Below are 17771 nucleotides of genomic sequence, written 5' to 3'. Positions count from 1 at the left end.
AAGGAGCTATCAAAGCTCTTGATGTTACTCATTGAGCGATCAACAGGAGAGTGCAGTGCAAGGGATTGTGAATGCAAGTCTGGCGAGCCTGATTTGGCGTAGCTGTTTGATAGTTGCGTTGTTGGCTTCGGCACCTAGCCGTGCCAGTATTCCCACGTTCGATCATATCGACCTCAACAGCAATCAAATGCTGGAGTTCAAGGAGTTTCCCTACCGCGATTACTTTGTGTGTATTCGCATCAGCGATGTGCCGGAGCTGGCAACCCATCTGCAATACGACCCTGTTATCCGCGAGAGCTGGCGCAAGGTAGTGGGCGAGACCTCGGCGCGTTTCTATCGCTATATCCATGACCTGCCGGAAAAAGCCATGATGGCCGATACGCCGCTGGCCGATGCCTCTGGGCGCTTTACCAAAGAGCCGCAGCCCTTTACCTTTGATAGACAATATTTCTATCCCTACCAAGCGCTGAGTCGCGGCAAACACGATTATCACTATGATTTACATACCAAAGAGATGTATCGCAACTTTTGGGGCGATCGCTCGCAGCGCTATTGGATAGCGGTAACCCACCGCTTTTACCAGCGAGAGAGTGACTACAAGGTGCGCCCGCTGGACCAACTGGGCGAGCTGTTTGTAATGCTCTCGATGGATATGGACGCCGTCAGGGCCGCAAAATCTGAGCAAGACGCCTACCGTCAGGGCAGCAAAAGCTCGCGCGCCTATTTCTTCAAAGCCAATCCAAAAGATTGTCGTGCCTATAGTGGTGAATAACTAGTTGCTCTAGCGAGCATAGGGAAAAGGCTTAACAGCGTGAACTGTTAAGCCTTTGTCTTGCTTGGTCGGCACTTGTTTATAGGCAACTGTTTATAGGCAATAGCTGTTAGGCAACGTCGCTAGAACTTGGGCAGCCCCGAGGTCATGTGCAGGCTGTAGAACAGGCCGCGGCCTATCAGCTCCGAGGTCAATACCAGCACCAAGGCCAGCGCTAAGTTCAATGGCTTGACCGCCTTGCCGCTAATCAGTGGCTGCGCCCAGATGAACAGCCCCAGCATCAACAGCGCCACTTGCAGTAGCAGGTAGTTGGCCAAACCATCCACCAAGGCGGATGCGCTGGTGATGGAGGTTTGGATCTCGCCCATCAGGTTGGCTTTGCCCAGAGTGACCACCACGCTGATGGCCACTGCAACGATGGCAATCAGCACGATATAGCGATGCAGCGCGGCATTGTCGTCGTCGGCAGAGACCTTAATCCACTGATAGAGCAGCAGCCCGGCCACCACCATGGTCATCAGGAAGCTAAGCGGGGTGTAGACGTTAAACCAAGTGGGTACGGTGTTGATCATGTAGACCTTGATCATGGCGTACATAAAGATTGCACCCAGCAGCATAGCCACGATGGTCAGGACTTTCTGAGCCATCAGCCCGCCCTTGTTTAACACCGACAGCAGCCACTGCAAACCGCCCACCGCAAAGAAGGCCGCACCGAAGAACACCTCGTTAGAGAGCCAGGCGGCCCCTAAGCGATTAAAGGCGTTAAAGGCCCGCAGCGGCGAGCCAAGATGCAGGGTCGAGAACATAAAGCCAATGCCCATCAGTGCCCACAGCACGAACATCGGGATCTTGTAGCTGTTTATCTTCTCTTCATCGTGGCGGCTTATCAGCGCGTTGGCACTGACCAGCAGGTAGCCGCCCACCGCTGTCTGCGCCAGCACCGTAAAGAAGATCAGAGACCATTCGTGAAAGATCATGCTACACCTCCTTCGGGTTGACTAAGAAGCCCGTGGTATCGCCGGTGGGCTTGGAGTTTTTGTTCAGCTTGATAACGATGTTGGGCAGGGTCTGGCTCGACGGTGGCAGCGGTGCTACATCGGCGGTTAAGCCGTATTTCTCACGCAGCTCGCTCATATCGCCAAACTCCAGTGCCCGCAGCGGGCAAGATTCCACGCACATCGGTTGTTTTCCTTCGGATAGCCGCTGGATGCAGCCGTCGCACTTGGTCATAATCCCGCGGGTTTTATCAAACTGCGGCGCGCCGTAGGGGCAGGCGTTGGCGCAATGCTGACAACCGATGCAGATGTCTTCATCGACCAGCACCAAGCCATTGTCATCGCGCTTATGCATGGCCCCGGAAGGGCAGGCCTGCACGCAGGCGGGGTGGGTGCAATGGTTGCAGGCGATGGACAAGTAGTAGGCGAACACATCGTTTTGGATCCAGGTGTCGCCATCCTGCACAAAGCCGCCACCGGTGTACTCGTAGATCCGCCGGTAGCTGCGTTTTACATCGAGGTCGCGATAGTCTTTGCAAGCAAGCTGGCAAGTCTTACAACCCGTGCATTTACTCGAATCTATGTAAAAGCCTAATTGTTTCATGTCGACCTACCTTACGCTTTCTTGATGGCTTTAACCTGAACCAGGTTGGTGTGCTGTGGGTTGCCCTTGGCCAGAGGACTCGGCCGCTGGGTGGTCAGCACATTGATGGAGCCGCCGTGGTCAACCTTCTGGCCGTCCGGGGCATACCAGGCACCTTCGCCGAGCGCCACTACGCGCGGTAGGATCCGTGGCGTGACCTGCGCGGTGATATGCACCTCGCCGCGGTCGTTAAAGATGCTGACCATATCGCCATGTTTAATCCCGCGCTCGGCGGCATCGATGGGGTTGATCCACAGCTCTTGGCGGGCCGCCGCTTTAAGCTCTGCCACGTTGCCGTAGGTGGAGTGGCAGCGCGACTTAAAGTGGAAGCCGGTCAGTTGCAGTGGATACTTGGCGGTGAGTGGGTCGTTGTGGCCCTCGAACACATCCACGTAGATGGGCAGCGGGTGGATCACCTCGTCATCATCAAGCTCCCAGGTCGCGGCGATCTCGGCCAGTGCTTCAGAGTAGATCTCAATCTTGCCGCTTGGGGTATTCAGCGGATTCGCCTCAGGGTCCTTGCGGAAGTCTTCATAGGCGATAAAGTCGCGCTGATACTGGCGCTTGTAGATGCCCAGCTCCTTCATCTCCTCAAAGCTTGGCAAGGATGGGTCTTGCTTGCGGGTTTCGGCATACAGATGCTCCACCCATTCGGCCTGGCTGCGCCCTTCGGTGAACTCATCCTCCACACCCATGCGTTTGGCCAGCTCGCTGCAGACCTCATAGATCCCCTTCGCTTCAAACTGCGGCTCGATGGCCTGCTGGGCGAAGATAAAGTAGGGCGCGTTGGAAGCCTTGCCATCCATTGCCCAATCATCCTGTTCAGAGGTGGTGAGATCGGGCAGGATGATATCGGCATACTTGGCCGAAGCGGTCATATGGTTATCGATCACCACAATCATCTCGCAGGCTTGGTCATCTTGCAGGATGTCGTGGGTGCGGTTGATGTCGGCGTGCTGGTTAATCAAGCAGTTACCAGCGTAGTTCCAGATCATCTTAATCGGGTTGCTCAGTCGCTCGGCCCCGCGTACGCCGTCGGTCTTGTCGGTCATCTCCTGATGGCGATAGATGGCATCGGTCCACAGGAACATCGAGATAGACGTGCTCACCGGGTTGTCCACGGTTGGGAAGCGCACAAAGGGAATATTGATATCACTCTCGCGCGCCCCGGTGGAGCCGCCGGATACGCCCACCGAACCGGTGAGCAGGGCCAACATGGCCACCGCGCGACAGGCCATTTCACCATTGGCGGTGCGCTGCAGCCCCCAGCCTTGGTGGATGGCGCAGGGACGGTTGGTGCCCATCTCCCGCGCTAACTTCACGATCACATCCACCGGGATGGTGGTGATCTTCGAAGCCCATTCTGGGGTTTTGGCAATGCCGTCTTCACCCTTACCCAGGATGTAGGACTTATAGTCGCTGTTGGCTGGGGCGGAGGCGGGTAGGGTCTTCTCGTCATAGCCCACGCAGTACTTATCGAGAAACGCTTGGTCGACCAAGTCTTCGGTAATCATCACATAGGCCAGGCCTGCAACCAGCGCCGCATCGGTGGAAGGGCGGATGGGGATCCACTGGTCTTCCCGTCCGGCTGCGGTGTCGGTGTAGCGCGGGTCGATAATAATGGTTCTGGCCTTGGAGAGGTTTTTACTGGCCACATAGTGATGCACCAGTCCGCCGCCAGACATACGGGTTTCCGCTGGGTTGTTGCCAAACTGGATGTTCAGTTTGGTGTTGGCCAGGTCGGAGAAGGAGTTATTGTGCGCCCAGCCGCCATAGGTGTAGCTCAGGCCCTTGGCGATCTGTGCGGTGGAGTAGTCGCCGTAGTGATTCAGGTAGCCACCACATAGGCTCATCAAACGGGCGATCAGGGTATTGTGCGGTGGCCACGACTTGGTGACGGTTCCGCCCAAGGTGCCGGTGCCGTAGTTGAGGTAGATCGAGTCGTTGCCATAGTCCTTAATCAGACGCTTCATGGTGTCGGCGATCTCATCATAGGCTTGCTCCCAGGAGATCCGCTCGAATTTGCCCTCGCCGCGCTTGCCGGTGCGCTTCATCGGATACTTTAAGCGGTCAGGATTGTAGACCCGTTTACGCATGGAGCGGCCACGCAGGCAGGCGCGTACTTGGGTATCCTCGCCAAATACATCGTTGCCGGTGTTGTCGGTTTCCACGTATTTGATCTCGCCGTCCTGCACGTGCATGCGCAATGGGCAGCGCGAACCGCAGTTAACCGTACAGGCGCTCCAGACGACCTTTTCAGGTCCTGCTGGCGTGCTAGCTTCGGCGGCGTTGGCAGGTTTGCTCTTAAAGGGCAGGCTAATGCCACTGGCAATGGCGGCCGCTGCACCAACGGCGGAGGAGCATTTTATAAAGCTGCGACGGCTCAGTGTTGCGCCAGTCGTTTTATCGGTGTTATTTGACATATAAAGAGCCTTGCGAAATTAATCGTAGGTAATCTAAAGCTAGTTGCTATTGGGAAGACATCAGGGCTTAACTCCAGTCAAATTGATTAACATCAAGCTGCTTTTTAAAATTATTAACTAAGCAACAAAGTGTGAAACATCCCATAGAATTAGCGGGCCAACGCGCTAGGCTGGTTTAGATATTCTCCAGATAATGGCAAATGGCGGAATCGTAAATGATTATCGATACGGCCAAGATTATTGGTAGCCTGTTTTATAAGCCTCACAGCAAGGCGCAGCTGCTGCTTATGGTGGGGGCTTTGGTCGATGATAAGGTGCTGAGCCGCGCCACCTTAGATGCCCTCTATGCTCACGATGAAACCCAGCTAACACACGACTTTTCCTTGTTATTTGAAGGGCTTGGCGATATGCCAGTGCCGCCGTGGGGCTCGGTATATTTAGACCGTGAGCGGGTGGTGTTTGGCGCATCGACCTTGGAGTATCGGCAGTTTTTACAAGAGCAAGCGCTTAGCTTAGATAGCGGGCTGCGCGAGCCGGAAGATCAATTCGGTTTAATGCTGTTGGCCTACGCTTACTTATTAGAAAACAATGTCCCCTCGGCCGCATCGGAGTTAATGGAAACCCATTTTCTGCCTTGGGCATTTAATTACCTGGCCCTGATGCAAAGCCAATCACTAAATACCTTCTATGCCGCGTTGGCCTTTGATGTTGCTCATTGGTTAGAGCAGTTAAGTGCCAGCGAACAGTGGCAGATAGCTGAGCGCCGGATCTACAGCGATGCCTGAAGCCATCAACACCAGTCGCCGCGCCTTGTTCTCCAAACTCGGCAAACCGGTTAAAGCGGCCAGCGAGGCGCCCGTACCCACACCGCGCAGCGCCCCAAGGCCGCCGCGTGCGGTGGACGAGCTATTGTTTCAGCGGCTGTGTGATGGTTGCGGTGAATGCCAGTCGGTGTGTCCCAATCGGGTTATTGAGCTACGTGAGCAGCGGGCTCAGCTTAACCTCGATTACGGCGAGTGTTCGCTGTGTGGCAACTGCGTTGAGGCTTGCCCCAGTCAGGCCCTGCATCCCTCGGTGGAGATAAACATCAATCTTGCGCCGAACTTCGCCAATATCTGCAATAACTACATCGGTATCGAGTGCCAGCGCTGTGTTAGCGCTTGCCCGCAGGCGGCCATCAGCGTGGAAGGCGACGAGCTGCCAACGCTGGATACCACTCGCTGTAATGGCTGTGGGCAGTGTCGCAGCCAATGTCCGGTGGGCGCTATCGCGATGGGCTTTGTGCCTTAATCTGCGCCATACAACTCACAACCTGATTCAGATATCCGCCACCGAACAGGTTCAGGTGATTAAGCAGATGATAGAGCTGATAGATGGGTTTACGCAGTGGATAGTCAGGCTCCAGTGGCCAAACCGTTTGATAACCTTGGTAGAAGGCAGGCGAGAATCCGCCGAATAGCTCGGTCATGGCCAAATCTGTTTCCCGATCACCGTAATAGCAGGCCGGGTCGAATAGCACTGGCACTTTGTCGCCATCCACTGCCACAAAGCCTTTATTGCCACTCCACAGATCGCCATGCAACAACACACCGGCAGGACGATGCTCAGCTAGTAGCTGCTCAACCGCGGGAATCAAGGGTTTAGCGTGCTCGCGCAGCGGATCGGCAAAGCCATTGCGGTAGGCTAGCTCGAGCTGTGGCAGCAGACGCTGCTGCAGCCAAAATTGCTGCCAGTTGTTAGAAGGTTGGTTAGCTTGAGCTGTGAGGCCGATAAAGTTGTCCTGCGCAAAGCCATAGCGTAGCTCAACACCACGGCCCAGCTCTAAACTACGGCGCAGCTCGCTGTGCTTGAGTGACGCCTTATGTAAGTTAGCCAGCGCTTCGCCCAAGCGCTGTTCATCGCCGGCATGGCTTAGCGACAGATACTCCATCACCAAATAGGCTAAGCGTTCACAGCGGCCGCATCCAACGACCTTGGGAACGCGGATCGCGGCAACGGCGTCGAGCGCTTGTAGGCCCGCCACCTCGGCTTGCAGCATCGCCAGATGGTCATCTTGATTGAGCTTGATAAACCAGCTGCGCTCATCGGCACCGAATATCCGAAAGGCGGTGTGGATATCACCACCTGCAATTGGCTGAGCGCTGAGTTTGGGGATATCAAGGTCTAACTCGGATTGGAGTGTCTGTTGCAGTTTGTCCCAGTAAGCTGGCGAGAGTTGCATGTTGCTTCGCTCCAGTTGTCGATCTTTAGACTAACACGCTTTATAGCGGGAGAGCCGAGCTCTCCCACTTCCGCTCCTTATCCCCGTTTACTCCTCAATAAAGCGATGGCTGATCTGGCTATCGCGCTCCTGTGGTTTGAACTGGTTAAAGCGCGGCAGGAACTTATCCCAGTCAATCAAGTGGCTATCCAGCTCAGGCCCATCGATACAGGCGTGTTTGCGCACCAGCTTGCCGTTCTCAACGATTGGCACCATACACGCACCACACATGCCGGTGGCATCCACCATGATGGAGTTAAGGCTGGCCACACAGGGCACTTGGTAGTCCTTGGTAAGATCGCTGACCGCGCGCATCATTAGAGGTGGTCCGATGGTGATCACCTCGGCGATGGGCTCGCCTTTGCCACTCGCTTGCTGTTTGAGCATCTCTTCCAGCGGCGTGGTAACAAAGCCTTTAGTGCCAAAGCTGCCATCGTTACTGGTGTAGATAACGTTGAACTGGCCGGGGAAGGCCTCGCGCAGGTTCTCGACTTTATCGCCCGGCTCGGTCCAAAAACGCTGGGCCTTGCCGCGGAAGCCGCTGATGAGGGTGACCTTGTTACCCAGTGCCAGATGAGCACGCACGATGGGGTGAGCGGCGGGCAGGCCAACGCCACCGGCGCAGAACACCACCTGCTTATCGCCTTGTGGATGCACCGCACTGGCTTGGCCCAAGGGGCCGGCGACGGCTGCCAACTCATCACCTTGCTGCAGCTTGTTGATGATTTTCGAGCTGCTGCCAAGGCCCTGTACCACCAGTTGAATGGTCCCGACCTTGGCGTCCCAGTCTGCTAGCGTGAGCGGGATCAGCTCGCCTTTCTCACTCGCCAGTACTCGCACAAACTGTCCCGGCGTGGCCGATTGGGCAATCAGTGGGGCATTGATGGTGAACTCGACGATCTCTTCGGTGAGCTGACGCCTGCCCACGATGGTGGGTTTACTTTGACCCAGCTCGGTGTAGTGGCTGGCGCGGGTGACCAGATCGGCCAACTCCTTGGCGTTAAACGCGGGCAGGGCAATCATCTCATGGGCGGCCGCCTGACCATCGCTGGCCGCTTTAATGGCGGTAGCCCCGCCACGCGCTGCGTCGCCGCCACTGTAAACGCCGGCCACCGAGGTCTGCTGGGAGCCTTGGTTAAGCTCCAGCGTGCCCCACTTGGAGGTGTTTAGATCCGGGTTGGCATCTTTCACAATCGGGTTGGAGCTGTTACCCAGCGCCATAATGGCGAAGTCGACCTTCATCAGCTCTTGCTCGCCACTGGCTTGCGGGCGGCGGCGGCCCGAGGCATCCGGCTCTCCGAGGGTCATCACCTCTAAGGTGGCGCTGCTGAGCAGATGCTGTTTGTCGCCATGGAACTCACAGGGTGAGCGCAGCTCTTTGAGCTGAATGCCTTCTTCAAAGGCGTGGTGCAGCTCTTCGACCCGCGCTGGCATCTCTTGCTCGGTGCGTCGATAAACGATGGTCACGTTGGCGCCCAAGCGGCGGGCGGTACGGGCGGCATCCATGGCGGTATTGCCGCCACCGATCACCATTACCTGTTTATCGCGCATCTCGGGCATTGGCGTTTCAAATTCCTCGAGGTTGGCGTGCATCAGGTTGATGCGGGTGAGGAACTCGTTGGCCGACATAATGTTGAGCAGATGCTCGCCGGGCACATTCATAAAGCGCGGCAGCCCCGCGCCGGTGCCGACAAAGATGCGGCTAAAGCCCGCTTGCTTGAGGTCTTGCAAGGTGGCGGTTTTGCCGACGATGTAGTTGGTGACAAAGCGTCCGCCGAGCTGTTTGATCTTCTCCACCACATCATCAATCAGTTGATTCGGTAGGCGGAACTCGGGGATGCCGTAGCGCAGCACCCCGCCGAGCACATGGAAGGCCTCGAACACCGTCACCGGATAACCGGCCTTGGCCAGCAGGTAGGCGTTAATCAGACCCGACGGGCCGGAGCCGACAATTGCTACCGGGGGGTTGTCGGCGCGTTGCCACGGATTGAGGTAGTCATCACAGCAGGCCTCCGCTGCACCTTTCGCACTGGCCAGCTCACGCTCGCGTTGCGGCAGGAACCACTCCAACTGGCCAATCTCAATCGGCCGTTCGTTATGGGTGCACACGCCTTGGCATTGCAGCTCTTGCGGGCACACTCGGCCGGTTACATTGGGCAGCGGGTTGGCATCGCGAATAAGCTCAAAGGCCTCGCTAAAGCGGCCTTCACCCATCAGATTTAGCGCCTGCGGGATATGGATCTTCACCGGGCAGCCGCCTTCGGTCTCGGCGTCTTGCTTATCGCCGGACTCACAGCGAGATACCCCCAGCTCGCAGGGGCGGTCTTCACATTGGCGATCGCGCAGCACCTCCAGCCAGACAAACAGCTCTACCTCACGCAGGCTGTAGCCCAGCCCCATATAACCCAAGTAGCCTTGACTGACTAAGTCGAAATCGCGGCTACGCTCGGCGGCGGGGCGCACGTAGGGTGGGATGTTGTTGGCGCCGGGCCAGCCTTGCGACAGCCCGCTAAACATCGGATAACGCGCCGATAAGTGCTTATCCAGCGCCTGGATAAAGTGGCGCTTTTGCTTGAGCGGGATCCGCCAGATATAGCGCTGCAAGGCGGTGCTCAGAGCATCTCCCTTGAGCAGCAGCTCCCACAGCTTGTGGGTGAACTCGCCACTGAGCTGGCCGCGTTTCATGGCGCTGCGAATAAGTGCTTGGCTCTCATCGAGCAATAGCTGCTGGAAGCGCTGTGGGTTTTGCGCCATCTGCTGTTCTAGCAGGCTCTGCTGAGCAGGCGACAAAGCGATAGTCATTAGGCGCTCTCCTCTGCAGTTTGGACCAGGTTGACGCTGATGATCTCAGCATCGCACTCATCGGCCACCCGGATGAGCTGAGAGGCCAGCTCATCGCTGAGCGCAACGCTCTCGGCCGCAGGCAGCACGCGGCTCACGGTTTTCGCCTCGCCATCGACCACAATGGTGGTCTTCTCAAACAGCTGCGGTAGCTGCTGATAGCAGGTCTTGCAATCGGTGCATTGGGCCTGCTGTTCGTCGGCAATCGCCACTACTGGCGCATCGCTGGCCGGCTGGGCCGCGCTTGGCGAGGCGTCTAGCTGAGTAACGGGGATTGCCGCTGACGAGCCACTGGTCAAAGCCAGCTCGGCCAGGCCATTGGCCACCGACTCGATGGTTTGCTCGTTGGTATCAACCGCTTGCTGGTAGCGCTGCTGCCACTGAGCGATTTCAGCTTTAAAGCCTTGCTCGAGCTGGGCGCGATACTGGCCGGAGAGGTATTGCAGCATCCGCCAGTTGCGAAGGCGCTCTTCACACAGGGCGATAATGCTTGGCGATACCGCTAATTGGCTGAGCTTGCGCTGCTTGTTAACCGCCCAGATAAACGGTGTTTGGCTGCCGCGCTGCTCACTATCTTGGGCGAGATAACTGGCTAGCTCACAAGCTTGCTCATCCTGCTTGAGGGGGCGGAAGTGCTTTTTAAAGCGACCTTCGTAGAGCGCGAAATCGGCCGGGGTAAAGGGCACGGTTTTCAGCTCGGTCATCCCGTCATCATCAAGGTAGCTCAGGGTGTGGCTTGCCCAGTCTTGGGTTTGCTCGGGGTTGCCGTCCAGCGACAGTCGTTCGGCCAGGCTGCTGCCTTGGCGTGGGTCGTGGACAAACACCGGATTCATCCGGCTCTCAACTGCCAGGCGCGAGTGGCGGGTGCTGGCGTCATCGGCGATACCGTGCTCGCCCATACACGGCGTGTACACATCGAACAGCGCTGGGCCTTGCTGATAGTTGAGGTAGTTCATCAGGTTGCCCATAAAGTGGCCCTGCAGGGCGGTGGAGGTTTGCACCACCAACACTTTCGGGTGGAAGCTGGCGATAATGCCCAGCTCTTTACGCGCCTCCTGCTTACCGCTATGGGCTGCGCCGACCCGGCTTAGATCAGAGTCTTGCGCGGTAAAGCTGGCGGTGGAGGCCTGCCCGCCGGTATTGGAGTAGCTGCCGGTATCCAGCACCACCACCTTGATGGGGGTAGAGGTGGTGAGCAGCCGCGACAGCGCGCCAAAGCCGATATCGTAGGTGGCGCCATCGCCGCCAATACTGAATACCGTTGGCAGCAGCGCTAGCTCTTGCTCCGACAGTTGGTTCCACTGCAGGTAACGTAGCTGGCGGTCGTGCACCTCGCTTTGGTACATGTCTTCGAGCTCTAGCTTGGCCACTCGAAGCGCCTTGATTTGCGCCAGTTGGTTGGCGGCTTCACCTTCAAACAGGCCCTTGGCCACTGCCGGAGTGTCTTGGAACAGGCTGTTTACCCATGGGTCGTGGTAGGGGTTTGAAGGGAAGGTGGAGGCATAAACGCTGCTACAGCCGGTGGCGTTGGCAATCAGCGCGCTGGCCGGGCCATTGCCGCTGGGGCCATGCTCGAACTGGTATAGACGTTGCTCTAGCAGGGAGATGGTGTCATCGATGCGCTGCTGGCGGCTAGCATCAGCCGCGCATTGCTCACGCTTGCTTTGTAGCTGCTCTAAGGTTTGCTCCAGTTGCGTGGTGTGGTGCTGATAGCGTTGCTGTTGCAGGGCACGATTGACCGAGGTGACCAGGCGCAGGGCGGTGACCTCGCCACAGCCGCGACAGGCACCGTGCCCGGCGCTCATGGCGTAGTAGTTCTCGCGATCTAGCAGCAGGCGCTTGGCCTCGGCCGGCTGACTTAGCCCCGGCTCAACAAAGCGGGCAGGGGTGGCCGGGAGGTTGTTCAGCGTCTGGAAGCTTTGCTTCATCTGCTCGTTGAGGATGCTGCTTTGGCGCACTTTGCTCAGTGCATTGGGGCCGCACACATCGACACATTCCATACAGCCGCTGCACTTGGCCGGATCAACACTGACCGAGAACAAGCCGCCACTACCGGGTATGGACGCTTCCATGGCATCGAAGAAAGGCTTGGTGCGGGCCATGGGCAGGCTATCGACAATGCCACTGAGTGTTGGCAGCTGTTGCTGCAGCAGTGGGTCGAGGCTGGTTTGCTCGCCGGCGCGACGCACCGCTTGGCTAAGCGGCAGGGCTTCGTCTTTGGCTGCCGAGCGGTAGCTGTGGCGTACGGCGTCTACCAAGCTTGGTAGCTGGGCTTTTAGCTGCTCGCTTTGCGCGGGCGGCAAAATCAACTGCTGGGCGGCATAGCCCAGCACATCGCGTAGCTCGTGGACCGCGTTGGGAATAGCGCCGTCGGGACAGGCGATGGTGCACTCCATACAGCCGGTACATTTATCCGGGTCGAAGGCGGGCACATTGAGGCGGAACAAGCCCTTGTCTTTGGTGACCGCACTGGCGGGTGGCATAAACATCCCCGCGCCCGGTAGCACTGGCGCTTCGCCAATAGAGCCATCGGCATAGCGCTGACCGGCGATGTTATCGAAGTACTCTTGGTCGAACAGGCCGCAGCTGGCGCTGTTCTTGGCTTGGGCTGCTAGCGTTACAGAGCCGTTGGTCGCTGTGGGAGCATCGGCAAAGGCCTGATAGTCCACCTTCATGGTTGCGGCGATACCGTCGCGGATCACCGCCATATTACCGGCCACCACCTTCTCGCCTTTGGCGCCAAACTTCTTGTTAATCTGCTGGCTGATCCGCTCCAGCATCTGGCTGGCATCGCTGCCGTGGGTGACCTGACGGGCATGGCCACACAGCGCACCAATAAAGGCGATACCCATCATACGGATCTCCAGATCCGGTGAGGGAGCATGCTGCTTGGCTACTTTGAAGGCATCAACAATAAAGAAGTCGATATTCTTGCTGCGGATGGTCTCGCGCGCAGCGGCTGGTAGCTCCTGCCATACCTGCTCAGGGGTGTGGTGGGTTTGCAGGATAAAGGTGCCGTTGTCGCGCAGCCCGGCCAGAGGGTTGGTGTGCATAAACACCTTGTGGTCGGGAGAGAGCACCACTTCCACATCCAACAGCTCAGCGTTGGTCAGCTTGATTGGCTCGGGCGATAGGGTGATAAAGAAGTTGGTCGGTGCACCGCTTTTCTCCGAGCCGTATTTCGGCATGGATTTAGAGTGCAGCCCCAGCGCGCCAGAGAGGATGTCGGTGAGTAACTTACCGGTGGCGATGGTGCCGTAGCCGCCCACCGAGTGGAAGCGCACCCGCATGGCATCGTCAGGCAGTAGGTTCGGGTTGTCGCCGGTCTCCAGCGCCATCATCTCGGTGTCAGGGTAGGCCTCACGCAGGCGCTGTTGTACCAGTTTAAGCTGGCCTTGGGCTTGCTCATCAAAGAACTGGCTGCCCAGATAGAAGAACGGCTTGGCCTGCTCGCTCATCATGTTGCTAAAGGCCGCAATCAGGTGGCGCGGCTGCAGGTCGTGTCCGCCCAGGCCGAATACACCGGTGCTCAGAGTCGGCAACTCACTCAGCGCTGGAATGTCTTTGTGGCGAGGGTTGCTGTTATTCTCCAGCGCCTTAAACAGTGCGCCGGAGACTCGCGCGGTCAGGCGGGTTTCATCGCAGCGCTCCAGCACCGTGATGGCGCGTTTGCCTGCCAGCTTTTCTACCAGCTGTGCGGCGGGGAAGGGCTGTAGCTGTTTGATGGAGATAACCCCGACCTTTTGGCCTTGCTCGCGCAGGTAGTCGGCCACGGCTTCGGCGTCGTCGGTGACCGAGCCCAGGCCAATCAGCACATAGTCGGCATCGTCGCAGCGATAGTCCATTACCGGGCTGTAGTGGCGGCCGGTGAGGGCACCATATTCAGCCATCGCTTGCTCGATAAAGCGCGGCACATCGCTTTGGAAGTGGGCGCGATGATCGACGATACCGGCTTGATAATCCGGTTGGTTTTGCACCCCGCCGGTTAGGCCCGGGTTATGCGGGTCGACCAGCGCGGGCACTAGCTGACGCGTGCCTTTCTCGTAAGCGTTCTTCCAGGCGCGCTGCCAGCGGGCATGTAGCTGCTCAGGCACAAAGGCCAAGGTGGGCTCAATAAGCGCGGCTTGGCTGTCTTGCTCAATCGCGTCATGCTCGGTGAGGTAGGCCGCCAGCTTGGCGGCTTGCTCTGGCCAGAACTGGTCGCGGTACTTGTCGATAAACTGCTGCAGCTGCCATACCCGACCTTTGGCGCCGTAGAGCATGCGCTGGGCTTCGCTGGGGGCGGGGATGCGCGAGCTCGGGTCGCCCAAGTACTCTTGCAGCAACGCAGGCTCGGGTAGCTTCACCTCGCTTTGAATATGGCTGGTGGCAAAGCCATCCATGGTGTTGGCCACTGGGATCAGCGACAGCGCGCTGACCCGGTAAGAGATGGCGGCTAAGTCGGCCGCTTGCTGGGCATTGCTGGCAAATAAGGTGGTGTAGCCCGCTGAGAGCAGGGCGTAGATATCGTCGTGCCCGGCCATCACATTCAGAGAGTGGCGTGAAACCGAGCGCGCGGCAACTTGCAGCACAAAGCCGGCGGCTTTCTTACCCACGGTAACGTAGTGCGATTCCAGTCCGTACAGCACCCCTTGGCTGGAGGAGGCATTGGAGATGTACTTGCCGCCGGTTAACACCGCGCCAAGCGCACCACTTTGCGCCGAGTGTTCACCCTCTGGCTCGAAGAAAAACGGATGCTCGCCCCACACGTTGCAGCCGCCTTGGGCGCGGAAGGCTTCGTAGAGCTCGGAGATCTCGGTGGAGGGGGTGATGGGATAGCCAATTACACCGCCACATACCTGCGACATCACATGGGCAACTGCGCCATTACCGTGGATTACGGTGTCGGTGCCAGTGTACTTAGGGGTGTCGGTAGAGGAAATGAGATTATCGTTTTGGGAAGACTGTTCAGGGGATCCGGTATTTGCATGTGTCTCTAGCATAGCGTACTACTCTCCTTGGCGAATGCGCATAAACACCGATTCTTTGACGGTTTTAGTCGATGCGCGGCCTGTTTAATGGCTTACAACAAATGACAAACGCCCGTCTTCCAAGCAGTACCGAAAAAGCCATTGAGCACAGATACTACGTTAGTCAGACAGGCCTACAGTTATTGCTAAAATAGTACACGAAATGTCCAGCCCAGCTTGTACCCGCCTTCACAAAAACACACACTAATTTTGTGTGTTTAACTAATCCTACCAGTGAGTATTTGAGCAAGTGTTAACGCACCTGCTTTCATGTAAAACCCGCTGAGTGATTTCGCGGTGTGTGTAAGGTGGTAGCGCATTCTCATTTCAGGTACTCCATCGTTCCATTTGGTTATAACCAAGGGCAATGTCAGTCGTTCCTCTGAGCTTTTTATATCAATTTTATTGTTATTTAAGTAGCTGAATTTAAAGTTAATTACCTATCAGTTTTATGGGTGGGTTGCGACTCTACAGCAAGCTTGATCACAGTCTTTACTGTTAAATATGCAAGCTGTTGCAGCTAGCCTGTATAAGGGGTGTGCAAAAAGTGTTCATCTTGTCTGGTGTTTATCGAATAACGGCAACGGATGTAGAAGATTTCATGGAGGAAATTGCGATGTTTCAGAAGTTATCGGTTGCAAGTAAGCTCGCTGTAGGTACAGGAATACCGTTGTTGTTGCTGATGGTATTGTCGTTGGTATCGGTCAATAGCGCCAATCACCAAATGGTCACGAACCAGCATGTGGCACAAGCCCAACATGTTGTCGAGCAGGCTATGCGTTTAGAAGCCGCAGCAATCAATATGGAAACGGGCATGCGAGGCTATTTGCTGGCAGGGGAGAGGCGTTTCCTGGAGCCCTACAACGACGGCCTGGAAGTTTTTTTTGACTTAATAGAATCGCTTTCAGGGATGGTCAGTGACGATCCCGAGCAACTGGCGCGTCTCGCCGAGATGGAGGGAGCTATCCAACGTTGGTTGGAGGAGGAGAGCAAGCCAGCAATTACCTTGCGCAGAGCCGTTGATCACGCGAAGACTATGGACGATGTGGCTGACGTGATAGCACAAGCTCATGGCAAAGTGTTTATCGATGCGATTACCAGCAAACTTGATGAGTTTGTACGCCGCGAGAAAGTAGCACTGAGCCAGCGTCAACAGGCCAATAGTGAGTTCTATTACAACAGCAATCAGATCTTAGAGGCGGTGATAGCCTTTGGTGACATCTCCGATTACGAAATAGGTGCGCTAAGCGAGAATCTTGATTCATTGAATGATGCAGGCGCGCAGGTCTGGCATACCTATCAGTCGATTGCCGAGGCAGACTCGCTACTTGTTGCGGTGCTTAACATGGAAAATGGTATGCGTGGCTACATGCTCTCAGGCGATGGTGACTTTCTGGAGCCCTATTACGACGGGGAGGATAGCTTTGATGAATCGCTGGAATACCTTCGGAAAGTGATGGCTGATGCTCCCGAGCAGCTGCAGCTTTTAGAGGAAATGGAGCAATCACTGGTTCAATGGCAGCGGCAAGTTGTCGACTCAAACATTTTGCTGCGCTCTGAGATTGGCGATGCTAAATCGATGAATGACATGGCGCGGCTGGTGGGAGAGGCACGTGGTCGAGTCTATTTTGATCACTTTCGCCAACAAAGTAGTGAGTTTATCGCTGCTGAGCAAGTGCGGATGGAGCAGCGCAGAGCCGTTGCCGAGGCAGAGCTAACCAACAGCAATCGCGCGATGCTATTGGGCTCGTTGTTGGCTATCTTGCTAGGTTGTCTCACCTTTTACTTGGTACTTCGCTCTATCACCGTGCCGGTTAATGCTGTTGCCAGTGGACTGGCCTCAATGGCGCAGGGAGATCTTACCGCCAGCATTGAAGTGAAATCACGTGATGTGTTGGGGCGAATGGCCGACAGTTACAATCAAGCCGTGAACAAAACCAACCAAGCGATGCGCCAAGTGTTGCGCACCACCGACAATGTTGCGCAGGGCTCCAAGTCCATATCCCAAGCGAATGAGTCTATGGCGCAAGAGTTAGAACAGCAGACCGAGCAATTCAGTCAGATCTCCGTATCCATCGACCAGATGGCATCCAGTATTCAAGAGGTTGCGCTGAAATCAGCAGAAGCAACCTCTAGTGCCCAATCTGCCGGAGAAACCGCGCAAACCGGGGGGAGTGTTGTGCGCGACACGATCGAGGGGATGAACGAGATCAATCAGGCGGTATCTGCATCATCAGAGAGTGTGAGTGAGTTAGTTACTCGCAGCGAGCAGATTGGCGATATTGTACAGGTAATTAGTGGTATTGCTGAGCAGACTAACCTACTGGCATTAAATGCCGCTATTGAAGCTGCGCGCGCGGGGGAGGCTGGACGCGGTTTTGCGGTGGTCGCGGAAGAAGTGCGGGCGCTAGCCGATCGTACTAGCTCTGCAACCCAAGAGATAAGCCTGTCGATCGAGCAAATACAAGAGCAGACGCGTTGTGCGGTGAAGCAAATGACCTGCGGCAGTGACCATGTCCAGAATGGCTTGGTACTGGTTGAGCAAGCGGGGGGAAGCTTAAATGATATCGTCAGTGGCTCGCATGATGTGGCGGGCATGATCGATAGCATTGCCACTGCCGCGGAGGAACAATCACAAGCTAGCCAAGTCGTGAGTCAAAACATTGAGCAAGTGTCGCACGTGTGCAGCAATGCCAACGCCAAAGCTAACCAGGCTGCAGGCGCTGCTAAAGAGTTAGACAATATGGCCGCTTCCCTCAAAGAAATGGTCTATCAGTTTAAGGTCTGAGCTCGTACATCTAAGTGACGATAATGCGCTTTGCTTCCGG

10 protein-coding genes are annotated in these 17771 nt (G+C 56.5%); 4 read left to right on the top strand and 6 right to left on the bottom strand.

Going from position 1 to position 17771, the window contains the following annotated elements; genetic code table 11:
- Window positions 1-55: 55 nt before the first annotated feature.
- Entirely contained in the window at window positions 56-772 is a 717-nt protein-coding gene (locus G461_RS0108985) for a hypothetical protein (RefSeq protein WP_157360268.1), read from the top strand.
- Window positions 773-894: 122 nt separating this feature from the next.
- Here the strand turns inward: G461_RS0108985 and G461_RS0108980 are convergent, their stop codons facing one another.
- The 3 genes from G461_RS0108980 to G461_RS0108970 are packed head-to-tail and all read right to left on the bottom strand — an operon-like array spanning window position 895 to window position 4833.
- Window positions 895-1749, bottom strand: coding sequence for a dimethyl sulfoxide reductase anchor subunit family protein (locus G461_RS0108980; protein WP_026971586.1), 855 nt, complete (start codon window positions 1747-1749; stop codon window positions 895-897).
- Window position 1750: 1 nt separating this feature from the next.
- The gene (locus G461_RS0108975) at window positions 1751-2371 is read right to left on the bottom strand and encodes a DMSO/selenate family reductase complex B subunit (protein WP_026971585.1); all 621 of its coding nucleotides are present in this window, start codon (window positions 2369-2371) and stop codon (window positions 1751-1753) included.
- Window positions 2372-2382: 11 nt separating this feature from the next.
- Window positions 2383-4833 carry a DmsA/YnfE/YnfF family dimethyl sulfoxide reductase gene (locus G461_RS0108970; RefSeq protein WP_026971584.1) on the bottom strand — a complete coding sequence of 817 codons (2451 nt, stop codon included), beginning with the start codon at window positions 4831-4833 and terminating at the stop codon, window positions 2383-2385.
- Window positions 4834-5048: 215 nt separating this feature from the next.
- Between G461_RS0108970 and G461_RS0108965 the strand changes: the two genes are divergently transcribed.
- Both G461_RS0108965 and napF read left to right on the top strand, forming a co-directional pair.
- Window positions 5049-5618 carry a molecular chaperone TorD family protein gene (locus G461_RS0108965; RefSeq protein ID WP_026971583.1) on the top strand — a complete coding sequence of 190 codons (570 nt, stop codon included), beginning with the start codon at window positions 5049-5051 and terminating at the stop codon, window positions 5616-5618.
- A complete protein-coding gene (gene napF / locus G461_RS0108960) occupies window positions 5611-6123 on the top strand; it encodes a ferredoxin-type protein NapF (protein WP_026971582.1) in 513 nt (170 codons plus the stop codon). Before G461_RS0108965 ends, napF begins: the two co-directional genes overlap by 8 nt.
- On the opposite strand, the gene G461_RS0108955 is transcribed toward napF, so the two are convergent.
- From G461_RS0108955 to G461_RS0108945, 3 genes are all read right to left on the bottom strand, one after another.
- Window positions 6098-7054, bottom strand: coding sequence for a fructosamine kinase family protein (locus G461_RS0108955; RefSeq protein WP_026971581.1), 957 nt, complete (start codon window positions 7052-7054; stop codon window positions 6098-6100). The genes napF and G461_RS0108955 overlap by 26 nt on opposite strands.
- A gap of 87 nt (window positions 7055-7141) precedes the next feature.
- The gene (locus G461_RS0108950; RefSeq protein ID WP_026971580.1) at window positions 7142-9895 is read right to left on the bottom strand and encodes a sulfide/dihydroorotate dehydrogenase-like FAD/NAD-binding protein; all 2754 of its coding nucleotides are present in this window, start codon (window positions 9893-9895) and stop codon (window positions 7142-7144) included.
- Complete coding sequence (locus G461_RS0108945; RefSeq protein ID WP_245587166.1) at window positions 9895-14916, bottom strand: 2-oxoacid:acceptor oxidoreductase family protein; 5022 nt, start codon at window positions 14914-14916, stop codon at window positions 9895-9897. The genes G461_RS0108950 and G461_RS0108945 overlap by 1 nt, the downstream gene beginning before the upstream one ends.
- Before the next feature lie 643 nt (window positions 14917-15559).
- Here G461_RS0108945 and G461_RS0108940 point away from each other — a divergent pair.
- Window positions 15560-17731 carry a CHASE3 domain-containing protein gene (locus tag G461_RS0108940; RefSeq protein WP_035479895.1) on the top strand — a complete coding sequence of 724 codons (2172 nt, stop codon included), beginning with the start codon at window positions 15560-15562 and terminating at the stop codon, window positions 17729-17731.
- Window positions 17732-17771 lie beyond the last annotated feature (40 nt).

The organism is Aliagarivorans marinus DSM 23064 (genome assembly GCF_000429485.1).
GTDB lineage: Bacteria > Pseudomonadota > Gammaproteobacteria > Enterobacterales > Celerinatantimonadaceae > Aliagarivorans > Aliagarivorans marinus.
This window is presented reverse-complemented; position numbering and strand designations above follow the sequence as displayed.

Bases quoted from the DNA above. Each gene is read 5' to 3' on its own strand.
- napF (WP_026971582.1), top strand. From the start codon at position 5,611: ATGCCTGAAGCCATCAACACCAGTCGCCGCGCCTTGTTCTCCAAACTC.
- G461_RS0108980 (WP_026971586.1), bottom strand. From the start codon at position 1,749: ATGATCTTTCACGAATGGTCTCTGATCTTCTTTACGGTGCTGGCGCAG.
- G461_RS0108940 (WP_035479895.1), top strand. From the start codon at position 15,560: ATGTTTCAGAAGTTATCGGTTGCAAGTAAGCTCGCTGTAGGTACAGGA.
- G461_RS0108955 (WP_026971581.1), bottom strand. From the start codon at position 7,054: ATGCAACTCTCGCCAGCTTACTGGGACAAACTGCAACAGACACTCCAA.
- G461_RS0108970 (WP_026971584.1), bottom strand. From the start codon at position 4,833: ATGTCAAATAACACCGATAAAACGACTGGCGCAACACTGAGCCGTCGC.
- G461_RS0108975 (WP_026971585.1), bottom strand. From the start codon at position 2,371: ATGAAACAATTAGGCTTTTACATAGATTCGAGTAAATGCACGGGTTGT.
- G461_RS0108950 (WP_026971580.1), bottom strand. From the start codon at position 9,895: ATGACTATCGCTTTGTCGCCTGCTCAGCAGAGCCTGCTAGAACAGCAG.
- G461_RS0108965 (WP_026971583.1), top strand. From the start codon at position 5,049: ATGATTATCGATACGGCCAAGATTATTGGTAGCCTGTTTTATAAGCCT.
- G461_RS0108945 (WP_245587166.1), bottom strand. From the start codon at position 14,916: ATGCTAGAGACACATGCAAATACCGGATCCCCTGAACAGTCTTCCCAA.